The 26,994-nt window shown below is 49.9% G+C and carries 30 protein-coding genes and 1 pseudogene; 8 read left to right on the top strand and 23 right to left on the bottom strand.

Annotated elements, in window-relative coordinates; genetic code table 11:
* Nucleotides 1–172: 172 nt before the first annotated feature.
* Complete coding sequence (locus ACYZZ0_RS04445) at nt 173–637, bottom strand: pyrimidine dimer DNA glycosylase/endonuclease V (RefSeq protein WP_461535374.1); 465 nt, start codon at nt 635–637, stop codon at nt 173–175.
* 115 nt (nt 638–752) lie between these two features.
* Here ACYZZ0_RS04445 and ACYZZ0_RS04440 point away from each other — a divergent pair, with 115 nt between their 5' ends.
* On the top strand, nt 753–1,487 hold the full coding sequence (locus tag ACYZZ0_RS04440; protein WP_461535373.1) for an SDR family oxidoreductase: 735 nt from the start codon (nt 753–755) through the stop codon (nt 1,485–1,487).
* Here the strand turns inward: ACYZZ0_RS04440 and ACYZZ0_RS04435 are convergent.
* The 5 genes and pseudogenes from ACYZZ0_RS04435 to ACYZZ0_RS04415 form a co-directional block, all read right to left on the bottom strand.
* Complete coding sequence (locus tag ACYZZ0_RS04435) at nt 1,474–2,535, bottom strand: NAD(P)H-dependent flavin oxidoreductase (RefSeq protein ID WP_461535372.1); 1,062 nt, start codon at nt 2,533–2,535, stop codon at nt 1,474–1,476. The two genes, ACYZZ0_RS04440 and ACYZZ0_RS04435, sit on opposite strands and share 14 nt — an antisense overlap.
* Nucleotides 2,536–2,614: 79 nt before the next feature.
* A complete protein-coding gene (locus ACYZZ0_RS04430; RefSeq protein WP_461535371.1) occupies nt 2,615–3,463 on the bottom strand; it encodes an SDR family oxidoreductase in 849 nt (282 codons plus the stop codon).
* Nucleotides 3,464–3,485: 22 nt separating this feature from the next.
* The gene (locus ACYZZ0_RS04425) at nt 3,486–4,607 is read right to left on the bottom strand and encodes an MBL fold metallo-hydrolase (protein WP_461535370.1); all 1,122 of its coding nucleotides are present in this window, start codon (nt 4,605–4,607) and stop codon (nt 3,486–3,488) included.
* A 73-nt stretch (nt 4,608–4,680) separates the two neighbouring features.
* Nucleotides 4,681–5,247 carry a TetR/AcrR family transcriptional regulator gene (locus ACYZZ0_RS04420; RefSeq protein ID WP_461535369.1) on the bottom strand — a complete coding sequence of 189 codons (567 nt, stop codon included), beginning with the start codon at nt 5,245–5,247 and terminating at the stop codon, nt 4,681–4,683.
* A 110-nt stretch (nt 5,248–5,357) separates the two neighbouring features.
* Nucleotides 5,358–5,760, bottom strand: a pseudogene (locus ACYZZ0_RS04415) (GNAT family N-acetyltransferase).
* Between the two features lie 221 nt (nt 5,761–5,981).
* Between ACYZZ0_RS04415 and ACYZZ0_RS04410 the strand changes: the two are divergent.
* The gene (locus ACYZZ0_RS04410) at nt 5,982–6,902 is read left to right on the top strand and encodes a hypothetical protein (RefSeq protein WP_461535368.1); all 921 of its coding nucleotides are present in this window, start codon (nt 5,982–5,984) and stop codon (nt 6,900–6,902) included.
* A 120-nt stretch (nt 6,903–7,022) separates the two neighbouring features.
* Here ACYZZ0_RS04410 and ACYZZ0_RS04405 read toward each other — a convergent pair whose 3' ends face one another.
* The gene (locus ACYZZ0_RS04405; protein ID WP_461535367.1) at nt 7,023–7,547 is read right to left on the bottom strand and encodes a GNAT family N-acetyltransferase; all 525 of its coding nucleotides are present in this window, start codon (nt 7,545–7,547) and stop codon (nt 7,023–7,025) included.
* Nucleotides 7,548–7,955: 408 nt separating this feature from the next.
* On the opposite strand from ACYZZ0_RS04405, the gene ACYZZ0_RS04400 reads away from it, so the two are divergent.
* Nucleotides 7,956–9,506, top strand: coding sequence for a hypothetical protein (locus ACYZZ0_RS04400; protein WP_461535366.1), 1,551 nt, complete (start codon nt 7,956–7,958; stop codon nt 9,504–9,506).
* Nucleotides 9,507–9,557: 51 nt separating this feature from the next.
* On the opposite strand, the gene ACYZZ0_RS04395 is transcribed toward ACYZZ0_RS04400, so the two are convergent.
* The 8 genes from ACYZZ0_RS04395 to ACYZZ0_RS04360 all read right to left on the bottom strand — a co-directional run bounded on the left by ACYZZ0_RS04395 (nt 9,558) and on the right by ACYZZ0_RS04360 (nt 15,282).
* On the bottom strand, nt 9,558–10,064 hold the full coding sequence (locus ACYZZ0_RS04395) for a GNAT family N-acetyltransferase (RefSeq protein WP_461535365.1): 507 nt from the start codon (nt 10,062–10,064) through the stop codon (nt 9,558–9,560).
* A gap of 12 nt (nt 10,065–10,076) precedes the next feature.
* Nucleotides 10,077–10,568 carry a hypothetical protein gene (locus ACYZZ0_RS04390; protein WP_461535364.1) on the bottom strand — a complete coding sequence of 164 codons (492 nt, stop codon included), beginning with the start codon at nt 10,566–10,568 and terminating at the stop codon, nt 10,077–10,079.
* Between the two features lie 9 nt (nt 10,569–10,577).
* Complete coding sequence (locus ACYZZ0_RS04385) at nt 10,578–11,024, bottom strand: GNAT family N-acetyltransferase (RefSeq protein WP_461535363.1); 447 nt, start codon at nt 11,022–11,024, stop codon at nt 10,578–10,580.
* A gap of 4 nt (nt 11,025–11,028) precedes the next feature.
* The gene (locus ACYZZ0_RS04380; RefSeq protein WP_461535362.1) at nt 11,029–12,333 is read right to left on the bottom strand and encodes a D-serine ammonia-lyase; all 1,305 of its coding nucleotides are present in this window, start codon (nt 12,331–12,333) and stop codon (nt 11,029–11,031) included.
* Between the two features lie 73 nt (nt 12,334–12,406).
* The gene (locus ACYZZ0_RS04375; RefSeq protein WP_461535361.1) at nt 12,407–12,853 is read right to left on the bottom strand and encodes a hypothetical protein; all 447 of its coding nucleotides are present in this window, start codon (nt 12,851–12,853) and stop codon (nt 12,407–12,409) included.
* A gap of 104 nt (nt 12,854–12,957) precedes the next feature.
* Nucleotides 12,958–13,479, bottom strand: coding sequence for a GNAT family N-acetyltransferase (locus ACYZZ0_RS04370; RefSeq protein ID WP_461535360.1), 522 nt, complete (start codon nt 13,477–13,479; stop codon nt 12,958–12,960).
* A 38-nt stretch (nt 13,480–13,517) separates the two neighbouring features.
* Entirely contained in the window at nt 13,518–13,952 is a 435-nt protein-coding gene (locus ACYZZ0_RS04365) for a hypothetical protein (protein WP_461535359.1), read from the bottom strand.
* 118 nt (nt 13,953–14,070) lie between these two features.
* Nucleotides 14,071–15,282, bottom strand: coding sequence for an MFS transporter (locus ACYZZ0_RS04360; RefSeq protein WP_461535358.1), 1,212 nt, complete (start codon nt 15,280–15,282; stop codon nt 14,071–14,073).
* Nucleotides 15,283–15,466: 184 nt separating this feature from the next.
* Between ACYZZ0_RS04360 and ACYZZ0_RS04355 the strand changes: the two genes are divergently transcribed.
* Genes ACYZZ0_RS04355 through ACYZZ0_RS04340 form a run of 4 tightly spaced genes read left to right on the top strand, consistent with a single transcriptional unit; the run spans nt 15,467 to nt 21,414 of the window.
* Nucleotides 15,467–17,287 carry an IucA/IucC family protein gene (locus ACYZZ0_RS04355; protein ID WP_461535357.1) on the top strand — a complete coding sequence of 607 codons (1,821 nt, stop codon included), beginning with the start codon at nt 15,467–15,469 and terminating at the stop codon, nt 17,285–17,287.
* Nucleotides 17,288–17,324: 37 nt separating this feature from the next.
* Nucleotides 17,325–18,335: a GNAT family N-acetyltransferase gene (locus ACYZZ0_RS04350; RefSeq protein ID WP_461535356.1), complete on the top strand. Its 1,011-nt coding sequence runs from the start codon at nt 17,325–17,327 to the stop codon at nt 18,333–18,335.
* Nucleotides 18,332–20,101 carry an IucA/IucC family protein gene (locus ACYZZ0_RS04345; protein ID WP_461535355.1) on the top strand — a complete coding sequence of 590 codons (1,770 nt, stop codon included), beginning with the start codon at nt 18,332–18,334 and terminating at the stop codon, nt 20,099–20,101. Before ACYZZ0_RS04350 ends, ACYZZ0_RS04345 begins: the two co-directional genes overlap by 4 nt.
* 17 nt (nt 20,102–20,118) lie before the next feature.
* Nucleotides 20,119–21,414, top strand: a complete 1,296-nt coding sequence (locus ACYZZ0_RS04340; RefSeq protein WP_461535354.1) for a lysine N(6)-hydroxylase/L-ornithine N(5)-oxygenase family protein — start codon at nt 20,119–20,121, stop codon at nt 21,412–21,414.
* A gap of 65 nt (nt 21,415–21,479) precedes the next feature.
* On the opposite strand, the gene ACYZZ0_RS04335 is transcribed toward ACYZZ0_RS04340, so the two are convergent.
* The 6 genes from ACYZZ0_RS04335 to ACYZZ0_RS04310 all read right to left on the bottom strand — a co-directional run bounded on the left by ACYZZ0_RS04335 (nt 21,480) and on the right by ACYZZ0_RS04310 (nt 25,356).
* Nucleotides 21,480–21,983 carry a GNAT family N-acetyltransferase gene (locus tag ACYZZ0_RS04335; protein WP_461535353.1) on the bottom strand — a complete coding sequence of 168 codons (504 nt, stop codon included), beginning with the start codon at nt 21,981–21,983 and terminating at the stop codon, nt 21,480–21,482.
* Nucleotides 21,984–22,017: 34 nt separating this feature from the next.
* Nucleotides 22,018–22,503, bottom strand: a complete 486-nt coding sequence (locus ACYZZ0_RS04330) for a GNAT family N-acetyltransferase (protein WP_461535352.1) — start codon at nt 22,501–22,503, stop codon at nt 22,018–22,020.
* Between the two features lie 62 nt (nt 22,504–22,565).
* Complete coding sequence (locus tag ACYZZ0_RS04325; RefSeq protein ID WP_461535351.1) at nt 22,566–22,976, bottom strand: GFA family protein; 411 nt, start codon at nt 22,974–22,976, stop codon at nt 22,566–22,568.
* A gap of 30 nt (nt 22,977–23,006) precedes the next feature.
* On the bottom strand, nt 23,007–24,221 hold the full coding sequence (locus ACYZZ0_RS04320) for a hypothetical protein (protein ID WP_461535350.1): 1,215 nt from the start codon (nt 24,219–24,221) through the stop codon (nt 23,007–23,009).
* A 41-nt stretch (nt 24,222–24,262) separates the two neighbouring features.
* Nucleotides 24,263–24,766, bottom strand: a complete 504-nt coding sequence (locus ACYZZ0_RS04315) for a GNAT family N-acetyltransferase (RefSeq protein WP_461535349.1) — start codon at nt 24,764–24,766, stop codon at nt 24,263–24,265.
* Between the two features lie 32 nt (nt 24,767–24,798).
* A complete protein-coding gene (locus ACYZZ0_RS04310) occupies nt 24,799–25,356 on the bottom strand; it encodes a hypothetical protein (RefSeq protein ID WP_461535348.1) in 558 nt (185 codons plus the stop codon).
* 175 nt (nt 25,357–25,531) lie between these two features.
* Between ACYZZ0_RS04310 and ACYZZ0_RS04305 the strand changes: the two genes are divergently transcribed.
* Nucleotides 25,532–26,083: a hypothetical protein gene (locus tag ACYZZ0_RS04305; protein ID WP_461535347.1), complete on the top strand. Its 552-nt coding sequence runs from the start codon at nt 25,532–25,534 to the stop codon at nt 26,081–26,083.
* A gap of 16 nt (nt 26,084–26,099) precedes the next feature.
* Here ACYZZ0_RS04305 and ACYZZ0_RS04300 read toward each other — a convergent pair whose 3' ends face one another.
* On the bottom strand, nt 26,100–26,564 hold the full coding sequence (locus ACYZZ0_RS04300; protein ID WP_461535346.1) for a GAF domain-containing protein: 465 nt from the start codon (nt 26,562–26,564) through the stop codon (nt 26,100–26,102).
* A 41-nt stretch (nt 26,565–26,605) separates the two neighbouring features.
* Nucleotides 26,606–26,947, bottom strand: a complete 342-nt coding sequence (locus tag ACYZZ0_RS04295) for a hypothetical protein (RefSeq protein WP_461535345.1) — start codon at nt 26,945–26,947, stop codon at nt 26,606–26,608.
* Nucleotides 26,948–26,994 lie beyond the last annotated feature (47 nt).

Here is a 26,994-nt window from a genome sequence, read left to right as displayed (position 1 = left end):
AGAGTAACTCTGGCTTGCTTACATTGTTAGATATAAGTGAAGAGTAAATGTTCCGCTCGATAGAAAGAAATCGATAGAAGTGTAAAAAGCGGTGATTTTATTCTGAAAAATGACACTTTGCTTTAGCTGATATTTTTCAACTGAGAGTCAGACTGAATCTTAATCAAAATGCTCAATTCAGCCAGCGTGGAGGTTTGCGCCGGGTCCACCGGGCAAAGTGCATTTTGTCACCACGGTAGAACCGTCGATAGGCTTCAACCGGGTCATCTTTAACCTTGTACTGGTCCGGCATGGCTTGAGGAAAAGGTGTCAGCCCTTTGGATTCAAACTTACAGTGGGCAATCTTATCCAGCACGGCAATGGATTTATGGTCTTCCGCCTTGTTGAACCGGTACAGGTACTCTTTATTCAGGGCCAGCGTCAGCTTTCGCAGCCATAGAAAATTATCGTACGACTCTTCGACCCAGAGCACACAGGGGTGTTTCATATGGGTGGATTTGTAAGGAGTTTCAAAGCCTTTTTTGTTCAGGGCAGTGCAAAGAAGTTGAACGCTTTCCAGAATCATCTTCACCACATGCTGGTCACAGTGATAGCGGGCACAGGTGTTGATATTGGTATCAAGAATAAAAATATTCATTACACGACTCCCTGTCATTGCGTGCAGGCACTTGTCATTACGTGCAAGCACTATAGCCATAAGCATAGCGTTTGGCTGGCGGTGAGCACAAAGCCATGTTAATTCTGTTAGCAGGATGTATTCCGGTTCAGAGGACACGACACTGAATATTCTGATTATGGGTGGCAATGGCGGCATCGGTCGGGCACTGGTTGAAGACTGTCTTGAGCGATATCCGCATGCACAAATTGTTGCAACCTGGCACCGGCATAAGCCGGTTTTAGCGTGTGATAATCTGCAGTGGTATCAGGTTGATGTTTGTAGTGAACAGGACATCAAGCAACTGGCGCAGCAGTTCCAGCAGCTTGATCTGCTTATCAATACCGTTGGTCTGTTGCATGATGAGCAACATGGTCCGGAGAAGTCTATTGCCCGCTTTGAAGCGTCATGGCTACAGCGCAGTATGGAAGTCAATGTGGCGCCCAGCCTGATGCTGGCCCGTTATTTTCAGCCGCTGTTAAAGAAGTCTGCTCGCAGCTGTTTTGCCGTCATCTCGGCCCGGGTTGGCAGCATTGAGGATAATCGGCTGGGAGGCTGGATCAGCTATCGCTCTTCCAAGGCAGCGCTGAATATGGCGATGAAAACCCTCAGTATCGAATGGCAGCGAGCCGTACCTGGTTGTTGTGTGACGGTGTTGCATCCGGGTACTACCGATACACAGCTATCCCAACCCTTTCAGCGTAATGTGCAGGAAGGACAGCTGTTCGATCCGGCAAAAACGGCAGGGTTACTACTGGATGTGATTGCCGGATTGAATCCGGAAGACAGTGGCCGGTTTTATGCCTATGACGGCAGTCTTATACCCTGGTAATCGTTGATGCCAGCAGCTGGGTCAGCTCTGCGGCAGATATATCCTGACAACCCGACAGGTTGGTGCCACTCCACAACGGAGTAAAATCATCCTGTCCCTGTGATTCCGCTTTTGCCCGTAAGCCGGCAATACTTACGGCTGCTAAAGGAAAATCAGGTACTTCCTGATTTATCGGGCCAAACTTCTGGATCAAGTGATTGACCAGTCCTCTGGCCGGGCGACCTGAAAACAGGTTGGTAATCACTGTCTGGCGTGATCCGGGATTATCTCTGGCTTGAGTCAGGGCATCTCGATGCAGTGGACTGGTTGTTGCTTCCGGACAGAGCAAATAGCTGGTACCTACCTGGGCTGCAACTGCACCTTGTGATATCACCGCTTCAACCTCTTTTGCGGAGGCAATGCCTCCTGCTGCAATTACAGGGATTTGTACGGCTTCCTTCACCTGCTGTAACAGAGTATTCCGGCTTTGCTGTTCTTCAAGATCCGGTCGAAGAAAATGCCCCCGGTGACCACCTGCTTCCAATCCCTGAACAATAACAGCATCGGCACCCTGTGTTTCCAGCCAGCGGGCTTCGGCAACTGTTGTCGCCGATGAAATAACTTTGGAGCCCCAGCTTTTTACCCTGTCGAGAAGAGGCTTTGATGGCAGACCAAAATGAAAGCTGATGACTGCTGGTCGGTATGGTTCAAGTATCTCAGCTTGAATATCACTGAAAGGTTGTCGCTGTGGGCCAGAAGTATTTACGGTGTTGTCGAGTCCCAGTCGTTCAAACTCCGGTTTGAGCAGAGAGAGCCAGTGCTGTTCTTTTACAGGGTCGGCTTCAGGCGGGGTATGGCAAAAGAAATTAATATTAAAGGGTTTGCTGGTGGCGCGGGTCAGGTTATCAAGCTGTTGTTGTAACTGTTCCGGCGCCAGCATGGCAGCGGGCAACGAACCAAGGCCTCCGGCGTTGCATACAGCAGCAGCCAGTCGACTGTCCTGAACCCCGGCCATCGGTGCCTGGATAATGGGTAGCCGGCATCCGGTCAGGGTGGTGAAATCTGTCATTTGTTATTGCTCTTGTTTGATCCTGTCCGGAGTGCCTGTATCAGATACTCCGGATATAAAACATGGATACAGAAACCTGTCACTGACTGGGCATCAGGCTTTTCTCCATCATACGACGAATCACACGGTATGGCAGCAGACGCCTTAACCGGGCAATCAACCTGGCATCCTTACCCACATAGTGCAGGGTTCCGGACGGTTTTTCAGTTGCACATTTATAGATCAGGTCAGCAACCTCCCGGGGATCGCCGAAACCAAAGGGTTTGGGAGGAGACGCCATCGCGCTGGCGATGTTTGATTTAAGGGTTGAACTGTACTCTGAAAGCTCAGGTTTGGCATTGCCTGAAAGGAAGTTAACCGCATTGCCAAAACCGGTTTTGAATGCGCCCGGAGCAACGGTTTTGATGGATATCCCCAGCGGTTTCAGTTCATACGACAAGGACTCGGACAGCCCTTCAACCGCAAACTTGGATGCAGAGTAAAGCGAGAGCAAAGGTGGCGCAATTGAGCCAGCCATTGAAGTGACATTGATTATTGTGCCGCTTTGCTGTTCTCTCATGACCGGCAATACCGCCTGAATCATATTCACCACACCAAAAAAATTGGTTTCCATCTGGCTGCGAACTTCCTCTTCACTGGCTTCTTCCAGCAATCCTGCAGTGCCATAGCCAGCGTTATTTACCAGCGCGTCAATTCGACCGAAATGCTGGACGGCCTGATTAACCGCGCTTTCAATCTGGTCGCGGTTGGTGACGTTCAGTGGCAGCACCAGCACATTCTCCAACTCAGTGAGCTCCGGTGCTTTTTCCGGAGACCGCAGTGTGGCAATTACATTCCAGCCCTGCTGATGGAATTTATGAACAGAGAGCAAGCCAAAACCGGATGATGAGCCTGTGATCAGTACAGTGGGGCGTGAAGGTTGCTTCATTATCTTCTCCTTTTAATTTTGATTAGTGCCACCAGTCAGAGCGGTTGTCAGCGTTGTTATCAGAGGCTGAAGCCGGGTAGTTGATGACATCGCCAATCACGGGAAGCTGTAAATCAATCTTGTGCTGTTGAGCCAGGGCAGAGATTTGCTGCATCGGGTCGAACCAGGCATGGGTCGACAGATCAAAGGTGCCGTTATGAATCGGTACCAGAACCTTGCCCTGTACATCCTTGAAAGCCTGCAGAGTTTCCTCTGGCATCATATGCACATCGGCCCACTGTGGGTTGTAGGCACCACACTCCATGAAAGCCAGATCAAACGGGCCGTACTTGTCGCCTATCTGACGGAAACCGGGGAAATAACCGCTGTCACCACTGAAATAGATGGAGTGTTGCTCATCACGAATGATCCACGACGCCCAGAGTGTTTTATCGGAATCAAAAGCCCCACGACCGGAGAAGTGCTGGGTCGGCGTAGCAATCAGTTCAATCCCGGCAATCCGGGTCTGCTGCCACCAGTCCAGTTCAGTGATCTTGTGTCGGGCAACACCCCAGTTGACCAGTTTGTCGGCAATGCCCAGCGGTACCACAAAGTGACCCACCCGATCTTTCAATAGCTGAATACTGCCGTAATCGAGATGGTCATAGTGATTGTGGGAAATAATGACGCCTTCAATGGCCGGCAGCTGGTCAAGATTCAGCGGCACCGGGTGAAATCGTTTTGGCCCCATCCACTGCACCGGTGAGGCGCGCTCACTGAATACCGGATCCGTCAGCCAGTTCTTGTCACCCAGCCGGATTAGCAGGGTAGAGTGCCCCAGTCGGGCATAGCGCAGTCCGGTGGGAGCATCATCGGCAAACGGTGCCAGATCCAGTGTACGCACTGGCACCGGGTTGACAGGCACACTTTCCTTGTCGCGGTTGAACAGCATCTCTTTCATACCATCCCAGATTTTACTCAAGGAAAGCTGGTTAACCGGTTGCCAGTTAACAAATTTTCCTTGTTCTGCAGAGTACTGGGGAGACTGCTCAAGGCGTGCTTGGGTTTCCGCTGTGGTGCCGGAGAATCGGGTGCAACTGGTCATCATGCTGGTCATAAGAGTGCCTGTAATCAGTAGGGCGAGGAAGAAGCGTTTTTTATTCACTCAGGACTTCTCGCAGGTTTATTTTTTTTGACCGACTAATCAGTCGGCTTTGAATCAAAAAAATAACCCGGACTTAATCGTACCGGGCAATCTGTTGCCAGAAGGACTGCAATACCATCTGACGGAAATCTCTGTCCTGCCAGTATTGCGGGTTTTTCAGCAGATAATCGGCACTGGCCATCAGGTTGGATGCCAGCTGCAGATTCATCAGCTCAACGGGCAATGGATTCAGCGTGCCATTCTGCATACCTTCTTCAAGCATCGACAAAGACTCTTCAAATGCCTGATCAACCCGTTCCCGGGTACTGGAAGCAATAAACGCTGAATTACCAAACTGAGCCATAAAACGGAATTTTTCCGGATGAACCAGCACCCATTCCATCACCGCTTCGCACATTGCCAGAAACCGGGATTTGATACTGTTATCCTGGCTGGCATGAGCCTGAATGGCATCCCGCATTTCCATCTTGATCTCAAGATACAGAGCGTTGATCAGCTCATCCTTGGTTTTAAAGTGATGAAACAGGGTGCCTGTTGCCACACCAGCGGTTTTGGAAATGGCAGACGTCGGGGTTTTCTCGAACCCTTTTTCCATAAATAGCTGCAGGGCAGCTTCAAGAATTTGTTCCCGTTTAGACATAAATCTCACTACTGCTTCAACCGACTAATCAGTCGGTTTTGATTTTCAGGAAATTATGACTGAATGTCAAACCGTATTAATCCTGTAACGCAATTGCGCAGTCGGCCTGATCAGGCATGATGATCCCTCAGATGTGACAGCTGCAAGGTCATGGGAATATATCGTATGCCCTCGACTGTAGCTTCTGGCCCGGTCTCCTCAAACCCAAGTCGACGATAGAAGCCGGCTGCATTGACAGATGCCCTGACCTTGCAGTTCATGCCGTACAAATAGATGAGTTAAATAGTAGTTGTCGCGCAGTGCCGCAAAGCCTGAAACTTCCCCTTTGATGACCGCCTTTACGGCATAAAAACGCGGATTGAAAAATGCCGTACGAGTATCCTCAGGAATAGCCGCTGAAAAATTGTTTTGCCCCTCCTCCGAGAATAATGGCAGGACTGCCTGCTCTGCAGCTTCTGTGATTAATTGCACTACATCATTTAAGTCTTCTTTGACTACCGGGATGATTTCCATAGATCAGGATGTTGTTGTTGGTTGATTTACGATTTATTCGAATAAATCAAGTCATTCTATTTTTGAAGGTCTTATTAAAAAACCACTTGATAGAAGAAAAAACAATCGCTTGTTTCTGCAGGCTGTACCGCTGTTGTCTATAAATTGGCAGTGCATCTGCAATAATTTCCTGTCAACAGCATTGTGGATGTTGATTTCATCATGGTTCAGAGAAGCATCCAATGAAAACGCCAAACCCCTTGCGCAATGTACTGACATTACTTTGCAGTATTTTTGTGCTTTTTACTGCTGTTATTTCACACAACCTTTCAGCCGGAACGCGTTACTATCAAGTCAAAGAACAGCCTGTCTCCACATCAAAAAGCGAAGCTAGGGCCCTGGATTCGAGCATTTTAGAGCAAGGGCATACAGATATAGAATCAGGCAGTGAGCCTGAAGGCTTAACGATTGTGACCACTAAGGAGGGGCGTGCCACTGAACCCGCTAAAAGATCATTGTCTGTCAAGTCAACGGCAGTTCAGGGAAGAGCAACAGTGAAAACAGTCAGCTTGGCTTATGAGGGAGGGCAGTATGTAACGGCGATCTGGCTAAATGCATTCATTGAAAGCCTGAACGACCTGCAAGCAGATGATGATTTACTGGAGGTATTCAAAGCTGCATTTCCAGTCAAAAAAAGGGTTTATATACAGGCATCTGAAATGCCAACGTCAGCGTCTGGAACAATTTATCCTTTCTTTGTAATAACTAAAGAACCTGAACAGAAAGCGTCAGATGATCCGACAGGCCTACCACCGATAACGATAGCTGTAACTACTCAGGGCTGTGAAGGTTGTGCTTGCACCGGATGTGGCAAGAATACAGATACTGCTGATATCAATTTCTGTGTTGGATGCGCTTGTTGCAGTGAGTCCGCTGGTGTTGATAAGCCCTGTGAAGCAGGGAATCTAAGCGGTGTACTGACAGTATATTTTGATGCAGATGCAGATGAAAGCACAGAGTCATTGGTTACGGTTGTACTGAAGCTGTCAGACGAAACTGAATGGGTGCTCAGTTTGAAAGACACTGCGTTTCCAAAACTATCTGCTCCAAGCAAGAAGGTAATGAAAAAGGCTATGACGGAGCCAGCATTAAATACAAAATAGCCTTTTTTTGTTTAATAAGGCACCTTTAGAGCCGCGCTATTAAATCTAAAGGAACTGCATAAAAGATGGCTTTGACGCGATATCTTTATGTTTGTGATATCTTGTCAAAGCCTTATACGATTAATCTGCAGTAGCCAAATTAAACCAATATCTTGAAATTCTGGCCTGCGATTCTTCGCCAATAATGGTTGACTCAAACCGTCCCTGATTTTTCTCAATTACTCTCCTTGAAGCAATGTTATCCTCGTCAGCGGTTACAAGAACCTCAGTAATACCCAGCCTTTCAGCTTCCAGTAGCCCCAGCTCCAGTATTGTTGTGCCATGCCCGTAGCCACGAAATGCCGGAGCAATATCGTAACCAATATGACCGCATTCCTGACGCAAAAACTCATTATCAATATTATGCCGAACCCGGATCGCACCGATCATCTGTCCGTTATCAATCAACCAGAAATGACTGCAGGGAACATAGCCGGGTTTTAAATTACGGCCGGCCTGACTGTCCAGCAATTGTTGCAGATAGATGCTGAAGTCTTTGCTGGCACCGGCATAAATCCAGGCTCTTTCAGGATCATTCTGCTCAAGGTCCTGAATAAACTGCAGGAACATGACTTTATATTCTAAACCGGGTGTAACTAACTTCATGGCTGCTCCGGGTTTGTCGTTATTTTTCGATTCAGCGAGGCGGCCTGAAGAGGTAGCTTTATTTCCGCTGTTTTCCTCTGTCAGGCGACAATGCAGCCTGACTGCTGACAGCGCTCATTATTGTTTTATTGTCGTTTCAGGGCAAGATCAGTGTGACTTGCCATCTATTTCCTGAACGTTTCCAGAATAATCAGTCCTGTACTGTTTTTAGCCATTTTCTGGCAGCCAAATTGCATTGTTGCTGTTCGTGTTTCACTGTTGCCCCCCAGAGCCTGTAGTCAGGGTTCCAGCTGTATCAACGGGGTCCGGCAGTGACCGTGGTGTCTCCCTGTATCTTTCCGCCGCATATGGGGGTGGGGGTTGGCAAGTAGCAGGGGGCTTGATATCTGAACAACAGGTAGTGAACCCGTGAGAACCAGAAAACTGCTAAAAAACGGACTGTTATCTCTCTTTACCCTGACGGCTATGAGTGTGGCTGCCAGCCCAGCTATCAATCCGCTGACGTCCAAGGTTTCCAGTGTCGTCAGTCAGTTTAATACCATCAATGATCATGGTGATGCCTCTGGCTTCAGGCGTGGCAGTATCGATCCAACCTGGACCAAGCACTATCAGGGTATTGGCCGCAGCACCAGCCTGCCGGATGTATTCTATGTTTCAAAAAGCGGGAACAGCAGTTCGCCCGCTGCCATTATGGCGGTTCAGTTGGGGGCAGAAGCCAATAGCCGGTATATGAACCATAATCTGTGGCAGACCAATAAAAGCACCACGGGTGGCACCAATCCTGGTGGTTATGCGACAACCTACTGGGAAGATCGGTTGAATGATGTCTGTGATCATTACGGTGGATTACAGACGGCCGGCAAAGTGCTGGCCGTCTCCGCAGATAACTGCAATGGCGGAACCCACGGCCAGTCGGCCCGTATCTATCTCTACTACACCTATAACCAATACACCCCGGTACGGATCGATGTCAGCGCTGATGGTCAGTTCGGACAGGATTCGATTGATGTCGGCTACAGTACCGCCGGTGCTGTCGGCATTATCGAGGACAGTAATAATCTTTATACGGTGATGGTATTTGCTGACGGTAACCGCAAGGTTCGGTTCAGACAGTTCCGGCTTGAGGGCAGCCGCATGACCGCAACTTCATCATGGAAAACCTGGTCAACCCCGACGAATCAGCAGAATGGTTGGGAAGCCGGCACCGGAGCACACCAGTCAATCAATCTGGTGCGTCAAAGTGATGACCAGCTGTTTGTGGTCGGAACCCAGAAAGGCGTGCTGGAAAATGACTATATGTTTCTCTACCGGGTATCGGGTCTGGGTTATGACGGCAGCGGTTATTTGACCGGTCAGCCCGGTCTGGTCTATCAGGCCCAAAAACGAATGTACTGCGGCAACTGGGTCAGCTCTACCACCCGAATGTGTGACTTTGCAGCCGGTGCCGGCGTGCATGTAGTGCCGGGTGAGTATGGTAACAGTAATGGTGAGCTGACGATTCTGGCTACCGCCCATGATGATGACCGCGGCCCCAATTCCAACCTGGCGCCAATCACCGAGTTTCGCAACCGCAATGTGCGCACGATCGACAGTAACTTTGGCAGCTGTGGCAATGGCAGTTGGGCGACACTATATGATGATTCCGGCATGGACGGAGACCGCAATATCACCATCACCGAATATAATCAGTACCGCGAGGATTTTAAGTATCTCCACCGCAGTACAGTTAATTTTGGCGACAAGGCCAGCGCCATCTCCTACTGTGTTCGCGGTGGTTGTACCCTTACGGCGTACAACGACAGTGGTTATAAAAAGCCACTGTTTACCATCAGTGCTGGTAGCGGTGGAGATAATTTTGGTTGGGACAGCAACCTTGACAGCAAGTCGGGCAGCTATTATTCAGCCAATTTCAGCAGTAAAGGTGACCGGATCTCTTCGATCAGATTCTCATGTAATTAAACAGCTATGATATATGACTCCGGACGACTGAATCGCCCGGAGTCTTGCGGGTTAAATCGGCTTGTAATAGTAAAGGGTCGGTGAATAGCTGCCGTCTGAATTCAGGGCAAAGTCTGGAATCTCGCCGGCAAACCGGTAGCCTAAGGATTCATACAAACCGGAAGCAATATCACCTTTACGGGTATCCAGTACCAGCAGAGAGCGCCGGTATTGCAGAGCCTGTTCTTCCAGAGCCGCCATCAAGATCCGGCCAATGCCTTGTCCTCGGGCACGGGTATGGACCATCAGTTTTTCTACTTCACCCCGGTGAATACCGTTCTTCTTGCAGGATAAAGCCAGCTGAACACAGCCCTGAACCTTGTCCTTATCGATTGCCAACAGCAGAATTCTTGCACCTTCTGCCAGTTCGTTATCAACGGACTGCCAGTAGGCCTCTGCCTCTTCCAGTTCCAGCGGTGCAATAAAACCGATGGATGCGCCGCTGTCGACACAATTACACAACAGCGCTTCCAGCTGCTGACGCCAGGGCAGGGTGGTTTCAGTTGTTATTATTTTCATGGCAGATAGTTTCTATAAGTTAGTTACCGTTTCCTGATCAGTTGTATTGATCTGTAAAATCTGATCAAAACCTTCCTGTTTTGAAGGTGGTTCCAGTTGTCCATAGACACTGTTGATGGCATCTATGGGTACAATCTCGTCCGCTTTACGCTGTATGTTACGCTTCAGCGCCAATTCCAGCGGTGTATCAATCCAGACAGCAATGATTTGCCGGGCATACTGTTGCGCAATTGCTATTGAGCGGGTTCGATGTCTGGCTGCAGGAAGAGCCGCATCAAAATAGATCGCAGGTGCTGGTGGACAATGGTGTTGAATCCAGGTGGATTTCCCACTGCCCTGTACACCAAAGACAATATAGGCCGTCAAAAGCCTTGGCTGTTTCGAAAGCACGCTGGTGAAATCAGTATAAGCTGACTCCCACGCCTGCTTGCTGCGTTCGGGTGTCCATAGTCGTCCTTCAGATGTTTCCAGGTAGTGGTCGGGATTGATATGAGCGACTTTCATTACATACTTTCAGAGAGTGAAGTGAACCAGCGAAAGTGAGGTTCTCGGGCAACGGGTTGTACCCGTGATACTAAACCCCTGTTTTTGGTAAAGAGTGACAGCCGGGATATTATCAGTGGCCGTAGTTACCTGTAGCTCTGAATAGCGTGTCTTGATATATCTGAGCAGTTGCGTGGCAATCCCCTGACGACTGAATTGATTGGATACAACCAGCCGTGCAATCAAATAACCTTCCGGTTCTGCTTCGACCTCAATAACAGCTGCAACCCGGTTATGGATCAGAAAACCATAGAACCGGTTATCTGTCGTTAAAATATCCGTCAAAGTCTCCGCAAGTGGGGGGAATTGATCAGGGCATATCCCGATCAGTGCTGCCTCTGTTTGCCAGGCCTCCCGCGAAATCGCAAGGATCTCGCGGGCAGTACTGTCTGTTTGATGGGCCAGTTGCTGAATCATAGCGTCAGTGCTGAACATTCAGGTAACGTTGAATTTCTTCTTCCGGCACCATTCCGCCACCGGTAGCCCAGACCAGATGGGTTGCATTTTTCAGCCGGCTTTCATCAATTTGCTGTTGCTGCAGATATTCCGGTGATGAGACTACATGCCTTGGTCCAGCCATACCGGCCAGTGCTGATGGTTCCAGCTGAATCTTCTCGGTCTGATCAAGTAGCTGCAGTAACCGGTACATTTCACTGTCATGCAGGGTATAGAAACCGTCCAGCAGGCGTTCCATGGCGCGGCCAACAAAACCGGACGCACGTCCTACAGCCAGCCCGTCTGCAGCAGTGATATTGTCGATACCCAGTTCCTGTACCGAGATATTGTCATGCAGTCCGGTATAAACCCCCAGCAGCATACAGGGGGAATGGGTCGGTTCAGCGAAAATACAGTGAACATGATCACCAAATGCCAGCTTCAGGCCAAAGGCGATCCCGCCCGGTCCGCCGCCAACACCACAGGGCAGATAGACGAACAACGGATGATCTTCATCAACAGTGATACCCTGCTCATCGAACTGTTGCTTCAGCCGTTCACCCGCAACGGCATAGCCAAGAAACAGATCACGGGAATTTTCATCATCGATAAAGAAACAGTTTGGATCGCTTTCTGCCTGTTCCCGTCCCTGTTCTACTGCCTTGCCATAATCATCCTGATGTTCAACCACCTCAACACCCAGTGACCGCAGCCGGTTTTTTTTCCATTCCCGGGCATCGGCTGACATATGAACCGAAACCCTGAAGCCGAGCTTGGCACTGATAATTCCGATCGACATACCCAGGTTACCGGTAGATCCGACCGCAATTTGATAACGTCCGAAAAACTGCCTGAATTCATCAGTCAAAAGCTGACTGTAATCATCATCGTAAGCCAGCATGCCGGCAGATAATGCCAGTTGCTCGGCATGTTTTAATACTTCATAAATACCACCGCGGGCTTTGACTGAACCGGATACTGGTAGATGACTGTCCATCTTTAACAGCAGTCTTCCAGGTAGCTTCTGACCAAAATACTGTTCCAGCGCCTTGTGCATAGCGGGCAGGGGTCGTAATTCCGATTCGATCAGCCCGTTATAGGGTCGGGTTTCAGGAAAAGCACCGGCTATAAAACGGGAAAAACGCTGTAGTCGCTGGCTGGCATCGTTGACATCTGAAACAGTCAGTCCGACATAGGGCAATCCCTGTTCCAGGCTGGTGGCTTTATGGTTAAACCAGACGGTTTCCTGAATATCGATCAGGTTCTGAACCAGCGGAAACTCCGCACTCAATTTTTTTGTACAGTACACAGGTCAGGTCACTTTCTTGTTATTAAATGAGAGTCTCAGTCGTCCGTGGTCAGGTTTATGATTTCCATAACTGGCGGGTACCGGCAAGGTACATGATGCCAAGTGCCAGACTAAGGGCGGAAGAGACCAGCATAAATAGCATGCGGTCGCCCAGTTCGGCGAGGTAGGGATGATCGGCAAACAACACTAACGGAATACCTTTCAGGCCCCTTAGCAGATAAATGGCGGTAACAATGACAAGAACCCAGCGGGTAAGAGGCAGCAGTCTGAAAACACCGGCACCAGACAGGGCATACATTCCCCAGACTGCAAAAATACCGGCAATAACGGCAGTAACAAAGTGAGGGTAAAGTGAACCGGACTCTGCCATTTGAGCAAAAGCCTCACCGGCACCAAAGAAACGATACCAGTCACTACCGCCAATGATCATCAGCAGATGCAACAGACTGATTGCCAGACTGCTGTACCCACCCAGCAGTAACCCCCGGTTGGTCGTCGCCATTGGCAGCCCCTTTGTTTGTTATTGCTATTCTGGATTTGCTGTTGTTCTGAGCTGCTTTATAAACTATCCCGGTAATAATGAACAGCCATGGTTGACTACCTTGGCTATGCAGTGCTGGTCAGCTCATAATGACAAATCTGTCGGGGACTACCTTTCAGGAACTCATCCTGTATGGCTTGATATTGGAATCCACATTTCTGAATGACTCGCCCCGAGGCAATATTGTCAGCCAGATGGCGGGCATAAATTGTCGCAAGAGGTAGCCGGCTGAAACCCTGCTTAATCAGGGCCTTAACTGCTTCAGTACAATAGCCGTTGCCCCAGTATACAACGCCAATCCAGTAACCCAGTTCGGCGCCGTTATTATCGTCAAGTTGAAGACCTGTGGCACCGATCAGTTCTCCGGAATTTTTCAGGGTAATGGCATAAATCAGTGCTTTTTCTGCAGTCATCATTTTTCTGTGATAGCTGATCCAGCTTTCGGCCATTCCATCAGGGTAGGGGTGAGGAATATTGGCCGTCATTTCCGCTACCCTTTTGTCGCCAGCCAGGTGTTGTACCCTGGAAGCATCAGCAACAGTGAATGGGCGCAAGTGCAACCGTTCGGTAAATATAGCGTCAGACATACAATTCTTGTTTTTTAGCTTGTTATGCTAAGCACGACTTATATTTTTGCAAAGGTGATATCGGGATACTTCTGTCGCAGGTGCGCCACCACACGCAGCACGGTAGTACGGTGCCGTTCTGGAAAAAAGACTTCCCTTGCATAGGGATAACGTCCGCCAAACCACATAAACCCCTTGCCATATTTAATGGTGTCGATCTTGTCCAGATCGACTGAGACGGAGGGCTGCACTTGATTAAAACTCCAGATCACTCTGTTGTCGCTGATCTCGAACACATTGTCGAATCTGGCGTTCTTCCGTTTATAAATCACATGTGCAATATAAAGAATCAATGCTGAGCACAGACAAACGGCCATGAACCAAGGAGCGATATCGTCTCGAAATAGAGCCAGCCCTACAGCAATACCGGGAAGCAACGGTAGAAGATATCTATCGGTAAAGGTCTGAGGGTAGGTTTTTTCTTTTATCTTCATTCTATCTTTTTATTGTTTTTACTACTCTTATCACTCCGGATTATGCAGTGTGAATGGCTGCAGGTTCAAGTTCAATGGCTTTTGCCATGTATCAAGAATGCAGCCACACGTTCCCTGCTCAAGCCATAAACTGCGCTCCGATCAGCCCGGCAATCAGCGCACCCAGAGTGTAACCCGTAGTATGTACAGTGCTTAATAGCCCGGTTACAGCACCCTGTCGGGACTCGATCCGGTTCATGGCCAACGTTGTATAAACCGGTGTCAGCAATGCAACGGAAGCGGCACTCAACAGTACGCCACTGAACAGCAGATAGATATTTCCGGCAACCAGAATAGCAAGGCATCCACCGAGCAAAAGCGAACCACCTGTCAGCAATGTATTGACGGGGCGGGCTCCAGCCAGCTTTTTCAGCAGTAAATGGCCGCACAAGGTAGCAAAGGCTGCTGCAGTCATCATCAGTGACAGCATCTGAGATGCGTCTGTGGCGGTATAACCCAGCCGTTGCTGCAGAATAGGGCCGGCCAGATACTGCAAAATGCCAAACAGAGTTGTGACAGATACGGCCAGCAAAGTAATCGGCCAGATACTTTTCAGCATTTGTCGGTTATCGGGTTGATCAGGTTTACTTGTGTGTTGCTGGTCGGGCGTTCTATCGGGTGCTTTTACCACTAGAACTATCAGTAAAACCGGTATTCCAAGCATCACGAAGATAGCCAGCGGCACTGTAAAACCCAGTGGCAACAGGAAAAACGGCAGCAGTGGCCCCACTAATCTGCCAATGCTGATGGATGCCGTGACCCGACCGAGTTCAATGGCTTTGGCAGAAGTCAGGGTGGACTCTGATACCCAGACCTGCACTGCGGGGTAGAGACCGGCAACCGTCAGTCCATAAATAATCCGTCCAAGCAACATCAGCAATATAGTGGACTGTTGATCAATACTTCCCCTGACCAGACTTTCCAGCGCAAAAACGGTGAGCCCGTTACTGGCTATCAGGCCAAGCAACCCGACGACGACGGGTAGTTTTCTGCTATGTGTGTCGCTGATTTTTCCCCATACAGGTGCGGCAAAAATAAACAGAAAGGTTCCCAGTCCGACCAGTGCTGCGAAAATGTCATAACCGATTCCGGTTTTAGCCACAAAAACAGGCAGGCAAATCAGCAGTGATACCTGTCCCATCCCAAGTAATAAAACTGCAAGATAACATCCTGTTCGAGTCAGTTGGCTAATCTTTGCTGTCTTTTGGCTGTTGGGTTCATTTTTTTGGAAATCGGCGCTGGTAGCGGCAAGCAAATCACTACCGCCGGGATTGATTTGATTTTTATTCATTGCAACAAACTTACACGACACTGTTGCAAATGATAACGATTTTTATTTAGTATGCAACGCGATATAACTACCTGCTAAAAAAAAAGCGCTGCCTTTTCAAAGAAATCCTCTTTGTGTCTGGTCATTAGCTTCGAGCAGAAAAGCTCTTCCAAAAATAACAGTTGCCGTCAGGAGCCTAGTCAAAGTGTGTCAGCAAGAGGTCAGCTATGACCCGAATTCAGTTCAGCAATGGGCCGAGCAGCTGGGAGCCGGCTGCTTTTTAAACGCTCTTCTGCGTGAGTGGGATGGATGGTCCTGGGTACCGGCAGAGGCTGTCAGCAAGCTTGATAGTGAACTTAATAGCAAGGCCCGGGCGGCTATTTCCATTCCGGTGAAAAATACCCGAGATGTGATTTATATCTGTCTGCAGCACCAGTCAGTTTGTGGGCGCCACCGGTTTCTTTTTCCGTTGCTGCTGGGTAACCGCAAGCAGCAAATCAAAAGAACCCTGACATTTCCCGAGCTGGTACAGATTCTTTCCGAGAGCCAGTCACTGTGGCCGGTTGATGATCAGGCCCGGTCGATCTTCCTGAGTCGTGTTTCCAGCAGTATTGAAAATACTGCCACGGCACTGCGTGAACGTAGATCAGAGCTGTCTGATATTTATTCCTCGGCAACCTGTTTCCAGAACTCGGAACAGTCACTGCTGGCCGGTCACTCGGTACACCCGACGCCAAAAAGCCGGGATCAGATGACAGCCGGTGATGCTCGACAGTTTGTTCCAGAGTTTGGTCGTGGCTTCAGGTTACACTGGTTTACTGTCGACAGCACGTTGCTGGAAGCTGACAGTGTTCACGAGAAAAGCTTTGATGAACTGACCCGGCAACTGGCACAGGAAGATCCCCAGCTTGATGACAGGATTATCAGTGAAATACCGTCCGGCCATACTCTAATTCCGGCCCACCCCTGGCAGGCAGAACAATGGCTGGCGACGCCATGGTTTCAGCAGTTGCTGGCAGATGGAAGACTGGTTGATTGTGGTGTCTATGGCAGTGAATGGCGGGCAACATCCTCGGTGCGTTCCGTCTATGCACCGCATGCCTCCTTTATGCTGAAGTACTCACTGAGTGTTCGGTTGACCAACTCCATGCGTCACCTGCTGCCAAAGGAAGTGATTCGTGGCAAGGAGATTCATCAGGTGAAATATCAGACCGAGGTCGGCAAAGAGTTTCGTGCCAGTTATCCAGACTTCGATATTCTGACCGAGCCGGCGCATGCGGCCATCAAGGGCCCGGATGGTGAAGTACTGCCGGAAACCATGATGGTGTTCAGGGAGAATCCATTCTCCAGTGATGAGATTTGTAACGATACCGAGCTTATGGCTGTGCTCACTCAGGATAATCCGTGCGGTGATCCCCGGGTGATTAACCGGGTGCAGCAGCTGGCAGCGGCAGAAGGTGTTGCCGTCAGTACGGTGGCTGACAAATGGTTCCATGAATATCTGCGAGCCGTCGTGGAACCGCTGATGATGGCCCAGAGTAATTACGGACTGTTGTTTGGTGCCCATCAGCAGAACATTCTGATCAACCTGAAAGATGGCTACCCGCGCAAGGCCTGGTTCCGGGACTGTCAGGGTACCGGCTACAGCCATGTCGCCAGAAGCCTGTTGGGTCACGACAAGCAGGAAACGGAAGACAGCCCAGAGCATCATGTTGAAGCAAATCTGGGTAACCGGTTGTTTACCTATTACCTGATTATTAATTCAACCTTCGGCTTGATCAGTGCGCTGGGTTCCGACCCCGCTATTGGTGAACAGCGTCTGCTGCACCGATTCAGACTGTTTCTGGAAAAGCTGCGGGATTCAAGACCTCGGGATGCAAGCTGTCTCGAATATATTCTCGACAGCCCCGAGTTATGGTCCAAGGGCAACTTCTACTGTGCTTTTAACAACCTGAATGAAAACACCCTGAATGACCCACTGGCGATCTATCACGCCATGAAGAATCCACTGCTGCAGTCCGCCTGAATCACAGCATTAGAATGACTTTAAAGTAACAAGAACAATGACTGATACAACTGAATTTAATCTGCCATGGAAAGATAATGGCAGTATCACGCTGAAGGTTTATGGTAATGGTGAGCTGATTGTCAGTGATAACGATAACTCTCTGGCGTTGAAGGTTTATGGTGATGACCAGCCGGTACTGGATCTGTTAAACCGTTCAGATCTGACGGGAGTGGAGCCTGTGCATCTGCTGGCTGCCGCACTGGATTATCTCTTTACCCACTCACAAGAAGTGTCTGTGATCACACTGGCGCCGGAGCTGGGTGTGAACTCCGGTCTGGTGCATACGATCGATTCCAAAACCGGAATGGGCAATTGTTTCCGTACCGGTTTTTACCAGAACCCGTTACTGTGGCTACCGCATCTGCAGGAGCGGACGTTCCCTGAAATCTGGACTGAAAACGACAAGGGTACAGCCCACCCGTTGCGTCCGGAGCAACCGGCAGGCACGGTTTACCAGCGCTATGACTTCAAGAGTGACGTGGTAGTGTCGTTCAGAACCATTGACCCGGAACTGGATCTTGAACTGTTTCATCAGTGGATGAACCAGTCACGTGTCGCGGAATTCTGGGAAATGGACCAGAGCAAGGAAGAACTGAAAACATATATTCAGACCCTGCTCGAAGATCGCCGTACCTGGCCATTGGTCGGTTGCTTTAATGGTGAACCTTTCGGTTATATGGAAGTGTATTGGGCCATGGAAGACCGGATTGCGCCGTACTATGACTGTCAGGCCTGGGATCGTGGATTCCATCTGCTGGTAGGCAATCGTAAATATCTGGGACCGCGTTACTCCCGTTCATGGACCTGTGCCATCAGCCATTTCCTGTACCTTGATGATCCGCGCACTATGCGACTGGTGGGTGAACCCAGAGCAGATAACAGCCGGGTAATGAAACTGTTGGCGCCGGCTGCGTGGCGTTTCGTGAAAGAATTTGATTTCCCCCATAAGCGGGCGGCACTGGTTGACTGTCAACGTCAACAGTTCTTTCAGGAGGTTCAGCTGTGAGTCAGGTGGACCGGATCAAACAACACTGGCCTGCCGTTAATCGACGACTACTGGCAAAAACCTTTAATGAACTGGGTTGGGAGCAGGTACTGACTCCGGTTGAGATTGAGCCTGGCCGGTATCAGCTGACACTGGAGAGCGGTACTGAATATCAGTTCTCCGGCTGGACCAGTATCTGGGATCAGCTGATAGTAGAGCCGAATTCTATTATCAGACTGGATCAGAAGGGGCAGCAAACCGATTCATGTGATGCCAGTCAGTTCTTTCTGGATGCCCGCGCCGAACTGGGTATGAGTTCAGCGACCATGTGCAACTTTCTGGAAGAGCTGGGTAATACTCTGATGGCGGAAGTGCAGGTGCATGAAAACTATCAGGCCATGACTGCCGCCGATATGATCCGCCTGCCCGATGATGAGCTGCAGTGCCTGTTGGACGGCCACCCGAAAGTGACCGTCAGTAAAGGTCGAATGGGCTGGGGACTGGAGGATTATCAGGCTTATGCCACTGAATTCCGCCCGGATATTCAGCTTGAATGGCTGGCGCTGGATCGTGAACAGTGTGAACTGGCACTGATTGAAGAGCTGGATGAACAACAACTGATCAATGCAGTGCTGGATCAAAGCGAGCAGCAGCGTTTGAACAGCCTCTGTGATCAGCTGAAGGTTGATCGCAGTCGCTTCTTCCTGATGCCGGTACATCCCTGGCAGTGGCAGAATAAACTGGTCAATCTGTTTGCCGGAGAAATTGCTGCCGGTCGTATTATCCATCTGGGTGCTTTTGGTGACCCGATGTTGCCGCAGCAGTCACTGCGTACCCTGTCGAATCGTGCACGGCCGAAGCAGCTGAATATCAAACTGCCGCTATCAATTCTGAATACCTCCTGCTATCGCGGTATTCCGGGACGTTATATTACCGCCGGCCCGGAGCTGTCCCGCTGGCTGGCAGATATTGCGGCAGATGATCCGGTACTGGCATCCCGTGGGGCAATCATTCTGGAAGAACCGGCAGGTGCCTTCTATCCCCATCCGCTGCATAGTCAGGTAAAGGATGGTCCGTACCGTTATCATGAGATGCTAGGTTGTATCTGGCGTCACAGTGTTCACAGCAAAACCGGCGACAATGAACAGGCTGTTCTGATGGCGACCCTGTTCCAGAAGGATGGCAATGGCCAACCACTGATTAACGAATATATTCGTCAGTCCGGTTTAAGTGCTGATGAATGGCTGAGCAAGCTGTTTAATGCTGTGGTCGTTCCGCTGTATCACCTGTTGTGTAAGTATGGTGTCGGGCTGGTGGCTCATGGCCAGAATGTGACCCTGGTATTAAAGAACAATATTCCGGTAAAGGTGGCATTAAAGGACTTCCAGGGGGATCTGCGCCTGGTAAATCAGGACTTTCCTGAGCTGGAAACCCTGTCGGAATCGGTGCGTTCAGTCACCGTACGACTACCGGCTGAATATCTGATTCATGATCTGCAAACCGGTCACTTTGTGACCGTGCTGCGGTTTATCTCCAATGTAATGGCTGAAACCGGTTATTCCGAGCACCGTTTCTATCAGCTGCTGGGTCAGCAATTGGCGGCCTATATGACGGCCAGCCCGGAACTGAAATCACGGTTTGAATTGTTTGATCTGTTTACCCCGGAGATTGCCCGGGTCTGCCTTAACCGGGTTCGTTTCCGGCTGGGCTATGGCGATGATGCCGAACGTCCGGTTCCGGAGCTGGGAACCAATCTGATTAATCCGCTGGCACTGACCCGGGAATAATTCCAGGAACAACAATAATGCAACTGACCAAATACAACGACCAACCGGCACTGGATCTGGCCGGACTGGGTGTGGGCCCGTTTAACCTGAGTATTGCCGCGCTGCTGGACAGCAAACCGGAAATCAATGCCAGCTTTTTTGATGCTAAAAAACAATTCAGCTGGCATCCGGGGTTGATGCTGCCAGGCGCCCATATGCAGACATCCTGCCTGAAGGATATGGTAACCGCGGTACAACCAACCAGTCGCTGGAGTTTTCTCTCTTACCTGGTGGAAAAGGGCCGCTTCTATCAGTTCCTCTCCACTGAAAAACTGGTTATCAGTCGTCATGAGTTTGTCGACTATATGAGCTGGGTGGCGGCCGGGCTTGAATCATTGCAGTTTGATTCCGAGATTCGTGAGGTCAGCTTTGATGGTGAGCACTTTGTGCTGCGTTCGGCGAATAATGAACTGACCCGGGCAAATAATATCTGTCTGGGAACCGGCAAGGTACCGCACCTGCCTTCATGCGCCAGACCCTATATCAGCGACAACTGTTTCCACGCCAGTGAACTGGCTGCACGACCGGTTAATCTGGAAGGCAAGCGGGTTGCCATTGTGGGTGGTGGTCAGACCGGCGCAGAAGTCTTCCTGAATGCCCTGCGCCAGAAGTGGGGCACCGCGACTGAAATCAGCTGGGTATCACGTCGTTCCAATTTTGAACCGCTGGATGAAAGTCCATTTACCAATGAGCTGTTTACCCCGGAATATGTCGACCAGTTCCTGACCCTGCCGGCCGACAGAAGGGAAACCATTGTCCGCCGTCAGAAACTGGCCAGTGATGGTATTACTCCGCTGTATCTACAGGAACTGTACCGTGAGCTGTACGACAGGAAATATCTGTTTGATGACCAGACTACCCGTTGGGAACTGCTGCCGGACCGTACTTTGACGGGTATGGATAAGCAATCAAACCAGATGCTGGATCTGCGCCTGGAAAATGCCTTGAGTGGTGGCGATGAGCGACTGCAGGCTGACGTAGTAATTCTGTGTACCGGTTTCGAACATAAACTGCCCCAGTATCTCGAGCCGCTGATGCCGGAACTGGAACTGGATGACTCAGGCCGCTTTACCTTGTCACCTGAGTTCAGAGTCCAGTGGAATGGCCCGGCTGAAAACAGGATTTACGCGGTGAATGCGGGTATGCACTCTCATGGTATTGCAGAACCTCAGCTCAGTCTGGCCGCTTGGCGCTCGGCCGTGATTATCAATGATATGGCGGGCAGGGAAGTGTTCAATCTCCCGCAACAGGAAAGTCTGATCCGGTGGAAGTAGGGGGCATTGGATAGCAGGTAACGTTACGGCCAGTCAGTATGACTGGCCAGCGTATTTGGTTTGATCTACAGCAGCTTGGCCATCAGGTACTCATTGATAAACTGCCCATCGATTTTGATCGCATGCCGTTTAATCCCTTCGGACTGAAAGCCACACTTGCGATACAGGCTAATAGCGCGGTGGTTATGCTCCATCACTGACAGCTCCATTCGGTGCAGCTGTCGCTCCCTGGACCAGTTTTCCAGTTTGTCGATTAACTGTTTGCCGACACCCTGTCCGGTATATTGCTGGCGAAGGCCAATCACACAGTAAACGCTGTGGCGGTTACGAGCTTTGGTATTGCCGATACCGACGGTAAAACCGGCTATTTCATTCGAGCTCTCGTCGACTGCAACCAGCATGGTTTTGGATGGTGATTCGATAAAGTCCTGAATAATCTCTTGCTGCTGTTCAAGTGTGGTGGTGCGTTCGCCCGGTTCATACAGCATAAACTGAGTTTCTGAATCGAGATCCCTGAACAGGTCCAGCATGGCAGGAGCATCATCGACAGTGGCGGATCTTGTTATCATTATTTCCCCCCGGAATGAGTTGTTTTTTGCAGGCTTACTGGTTTGATTCAAAATCCAGTCGCATTAACTGACCGCGTTTGGCTTCAGGCTCACCTACCGGATACCAGCCATTTTTAAGATAAAAGCGCTCGGCTCGAAGATTCCCCGGAATATAACGCAGCATGGCACCATCACAGCGGTCAGCCTGTATTTGTTTAAGAACTTTGTCGTGCAACTGCTGCCCCAGTCCGGTGCCCCGGAATTCAGGCAGCAGGTAAAACAGATTGATATAGCCAGCCCGAAGACCGTCGCTGGTCTCGACACCGGACTGGAACTCAACCTGGCCAATAATTTGCCCCTGCCAGCGGATATGGAGGAAACCGGCAGGGTGATTGCTGATCAAACGGTGAAACCAGTTCAGTGTTTCCTGTTCTGAAAACCCCTGCTCTGTGCCAAAGCTGGCAACCCAGGCATCTTTTCGGAATTGCATACAAAGCGTCAGGCTTTGTGACAGATCAACGGGAATAAATTCAATATCCATATGACAGGTCTTTATTGTTGTTATTCCGGTTTCAGAAGGGGTGGCAACCCCTTGATTTTGCGTTACTTATTGCGAGAAGGCTCGTACTGCTCATAACGGGGTAGCGCTGCATCCAGATCTTCCCAGTCCGCCTTTGAGGTCACAAAATTATGGGATATCGGCCGTTCACGGATCGGTGTATCAAGAATCCCCAGTCGTATTCTGTAGCGAGCCGGGTCAGCCGAACTGGAGCTGTAAACCGGTGACGCACAGTTACCGCAGAAGTGACGACGTCTACCTTCCTTGCGCTCAAAATACCCCAACTGTTGCTCAGGGTCGATGACCTTGAAGCTTTCAGCCTGAATAAAACCATTAGTTGCATATGCGGTGCCGCTGGATTTGCGACACAATGAGCAATGGCAGTGAATGATATCGGTAATGGGCCCGTCGATTTCAACCTTGATTGCGCCACACAGGCAGCTGCCCTGATACATTGTTTTCCCCCTGATTCTGTCCGGAATATATTATTTTGATGGCGTTTGAAGGCTCGGCAGTGCCCGCTGCAGCATACCGGTAATCTGTTCAATAATTGGGCGGGCATGCTCCGGTGTTGATTCCCTTAATATCGGCGTATGAATATGGCCGGTTGGAATAGCTGACCCCAGATGATTGAGCAGACGGATACTGCGATAGGAGATTTCATTCGACAGGTAACCGCCACCACCGCCACGAACAGCGGTCTTGCCTTCCAACTGTGCCAGTGAAGCGGCTTCAATCTCTCCATCTTCCAACGTAGTCACCTGGTAATTATCATTGATCCGGTATTCACCAGAAGCTTGCTGCATAGCGGCTACAGGCAAACTGAACTCAACAAACTCGGGACCGGGCAGGGGTTGCTGGTTCAGCATCGGGATAATTGGATTACGACTGCTGGCACCGGTGTAGATATTGAGATTGCCCGGTGCACCAGCACTGCGTCGCTTACCAGGAAAACGCTCAAGATCAAATTCGGTGCGGCCCTGGCTGATGGTAACCACCATATCGACAGTATTATCGGTGTAAAAAGGTGTCAGCAGACTTTCGACTTCACCGGCATCAAAATCGCCGTAGCGTACAGGAAAGATAACCGCATTGATTTCAGCTTTGTGTCCCTGATACTCAATAACCTGCCCATCCAGTGCCAGGGCAGCAAGACCGGAAGGGTTACCCTGACTGATATTGCGGTCGAGCAGGAACGGATCAAATCCGGTAATCAGAATTTTGAGTGGTGCATTGGTTGTAAAGGCCAGATCCTGGCGACCACGACTGACTTCTTCAAATTGTTCCAGCATTGCACTCCGTTGCAAGTCGTTTACAACAAAGCCGGGAGGGATATTGGCAATAACCCAGTTAAAGCCCAGCCGGGCCCAGTACAAAGGGCGATCATCGTAGTCACCGCGACTGCGCATATCCTGTTTGGCCTGTTGCCACAGGTTATTGGCCGCCTCTGTCACCAGTGTCATTGCCTGATCGTATTGCTTTGTTTGCTGCCACTGGTTGGCAAAGTCATTAATCGCCGGGTGCCAGCGGCTGGCGACAGCAGGGATTTCAGCATAGGCCCGGGTCAGCCGCTGTTGCTCGGCATCGGTTTTCCAATGGGCCGGGTCAAAAGTGACAGGTTTAGTAGTATTGGTGGCACAGCCACTCAGCGTCATCATCATGGCAAGGGTTACTGCGGTCTTGCCGAACGGTCTGATCATTTTGGACTCACTGCTGGTCAAAAGTTACTGTCAATAAAGGTTTAATTGATTGAACGGATATAGCGCACTTCATCTGCCTGCAACCGGGTAAGGTGTTTAACCTGACCATCGGTAGCGAAGTGATGCTTGTGGTAAAAGGCACGGGCATTGCTATTGCGGCTCAGTACCCACAGGCTGACTTGTTGATAGCCGGCCTGCCGGAGTGAATCAACGGCACTGTTCAACAATAAAGTACCGATACCTTGCCTGAAATAATCCGGATGCAGATAGATTGATGTGATTTCGCTGGTGGATTGCGGATTAAGATCAACATCCCGACAGCGGCTGGTATGAATAAAGCCGGTGATGCCCTGATCGTCACGGGCGGTGAGAATATGGCTGTCAGTGCTTCCCAGTCGTTTTTCCCAGCTGGCTGCCCGCTGGACGGGATCAAGATTATCCAGAACCTGCTGTGGAACCAGCCCCTGATAAGCCTGCTGCCATGAGCGAATATGTACTTCGGCCAGTTGTTGCAGATCGTTGCGGCTCGCGGTTGTTATTTTCATGATGTGATGACTCTGGCGTAACGGGAGTTCTCTCAGGACAGCTGTACTTTCAGCGGGTTACGGTCAAAGGCAGTCTGCAGCATACCCTGCAGATAGAGCAGTAGCGGTAACGGGATATAAATCGAAAACAGGACATTACCCCGGAACTGCCAGGACACCATAAAGGCGACGGTGGCTGCCAGTACAATGACCAGTGATGCTGTGCGGGTGTGGTCCCAGCGGGACAGTTCCTTATCGAGACAGCCCTGGCTGGACAAAAGGGTTCTGCCCATCGCGGTGATCGCAATCACGGCGAACATGCCGGATTCAAGCAACAACAGCTGCAGCTGACTGACCCAGCTGACATCAAGCTGGAAACCAACCGCTTGCAGCAGCAGAAAACAATAAACACCCAAAGCTATGGTATTGATGCGCAGCGAAACCAGCAGGTGTGCAATCAGCAGTAAACCGGCGGTAATAGCGCAATAATAAAACTGGTCGGCAAGGGGCAGGGAAGGGCTCTCGGGGAAGTAGGGGGCTTTTTGAAAATAACCCAGCAAAATCAGTGGAAACCAGGCAAGCCAGGTCAGGGCTTTTTTGAAATAAGCCATCAATACTTCCTTATTGTTATTTATTGTTATTGTGTTGCGGCTGGCAGATTACCATGCTGATTGTGTTTTATCATTCCCGGGCGGGCTTTACAGTCTTTTTCTACAATAAATTGCGAGCTGATCAGTTCTGGCTGTAGCCGATTCTCCATTGTGAAAACAACTGTCAGGGTGGCCTATGGTTTATGCCCAGTCTCGGTGTTTCGGAATTGTATTAAAAGCCTATAACCTGTTGTTTTATTTCATTGTGGCTGTTGCTCTTGTCACGAGAACAGCGCTGGCTAATGCTGGAGGCAGTATTCTGTATGATGGCCAGATCGAATTAAACCAGCAATCTCACCGAGTACGTCTGGTTGGGTCTTCCCTGCTGCTGTTCCCGACCTGGTATCTTTGTGATGCCAAGGGGATCGCTTTTTCTGTTTTAAATAATGTGGATGTGGACATTGCCACGGAAGTTGAGATTCAGGAATTTGATACGGTATACAAACTTCGTTTGCTGGATAGCATGCTGCTACCCAAGGCTGTCTGGGCCCTGTATACAAACGAAGGGGACTTTATTTCAGCGATCAAGGATATCCATGTAATGAGCCAAAAAAGATCCGTTATTCTTGTCTACCCAGATGATCAGAACAAACCAAATAAAAGTTGTCTTGTGGTCGACGATTCGGTCAGATTGCTATCTTCGAAACTTTCTGCAGAGAAACAAAACGGGCATTTATCAGATGATTAACACCCGTCTTACTGAATCAGCTTGCTGCCAGCCGGGTTTCAATCTGCTGCTGTAATGTATACAGACGTTCCCTTGTGCTGACTTCACCCGCTTCAAAATCGAACGGCTGATCATGCAGGGCACAGACAGTGCCGACAATTTCACCGTTCTGACGTACAGGCAAACCCAGATAAACACCCAGCCCGAACTTGACCAGATCTTCATTGCCTTTCCATTCATCATCAATGGCAGCATCAGCGACAAACAGCTCCTCGCCCGTATTAACCACCCGCTCACAATACAATTCATGACAGCCGGGCTGAACGCTTTTCGGACCGGCATCGCCTTCATGATAAATATCCTGGCTGCCATTGGCACAGACAACTTTCATGGTGTCCGGCAGGGATTCCATAATCAGGATGGAGTGTAGACCGGTATCAGCAGCCAGTTGATCGACGGCCTGTTGCCAGTGGTGACGCTGGGAAAAAATTGCAGAGCTCATAACAAATCCTGTGTCGGGTGTTTAATAAATCAGTAAAAGGATTAAAGCTGATAAATAGTAATGCCGTAGAGCAGGGCGCAACACAGTAACCCTGACAATACGACGGGTCTTGCTTTACGCAGTACCGCCGGTAATTGCTGCTCTCCGAAAATATAAAAACCTGTCACCAGCATCAAAAGTCCGGAAACCAGCGCTGCCTGTCCCCAAAACTCAGCAAGGTGTTGCAGTGAATACCAGAATACGTTCCAGCAACCGGCCAGTATCACCAGACTACGTAAAACTTTCCGGACACTGTCCGGCAATATTTTATTGACCGGGGAGGGTGCTGCACTGACAAGGCCGATGACCATCGCGGTGGTCATAATAGTGCCCATGGGTAACATATATGTTGTTTCCTGATGCTGATACCCATACGTACGCAGGTAATACG

Origin of the sequence: Spongorhabdus nitratireducens, from assembly GCA_947387575.1 — a bacterium.
In the GTDB taxonomy this organism is placed as follows: domain Bacteria; phylum Pseudomonadota; class Gammaproteobacteria; order Pseudomonadales; family Endozoicomonadaceae; genus CANDOC01.
The sequence above is the reverse complement of the archived record's forward strand: the minus strand, read 5'-3'. Positions and strand labels throughout refer to the sequence as shown.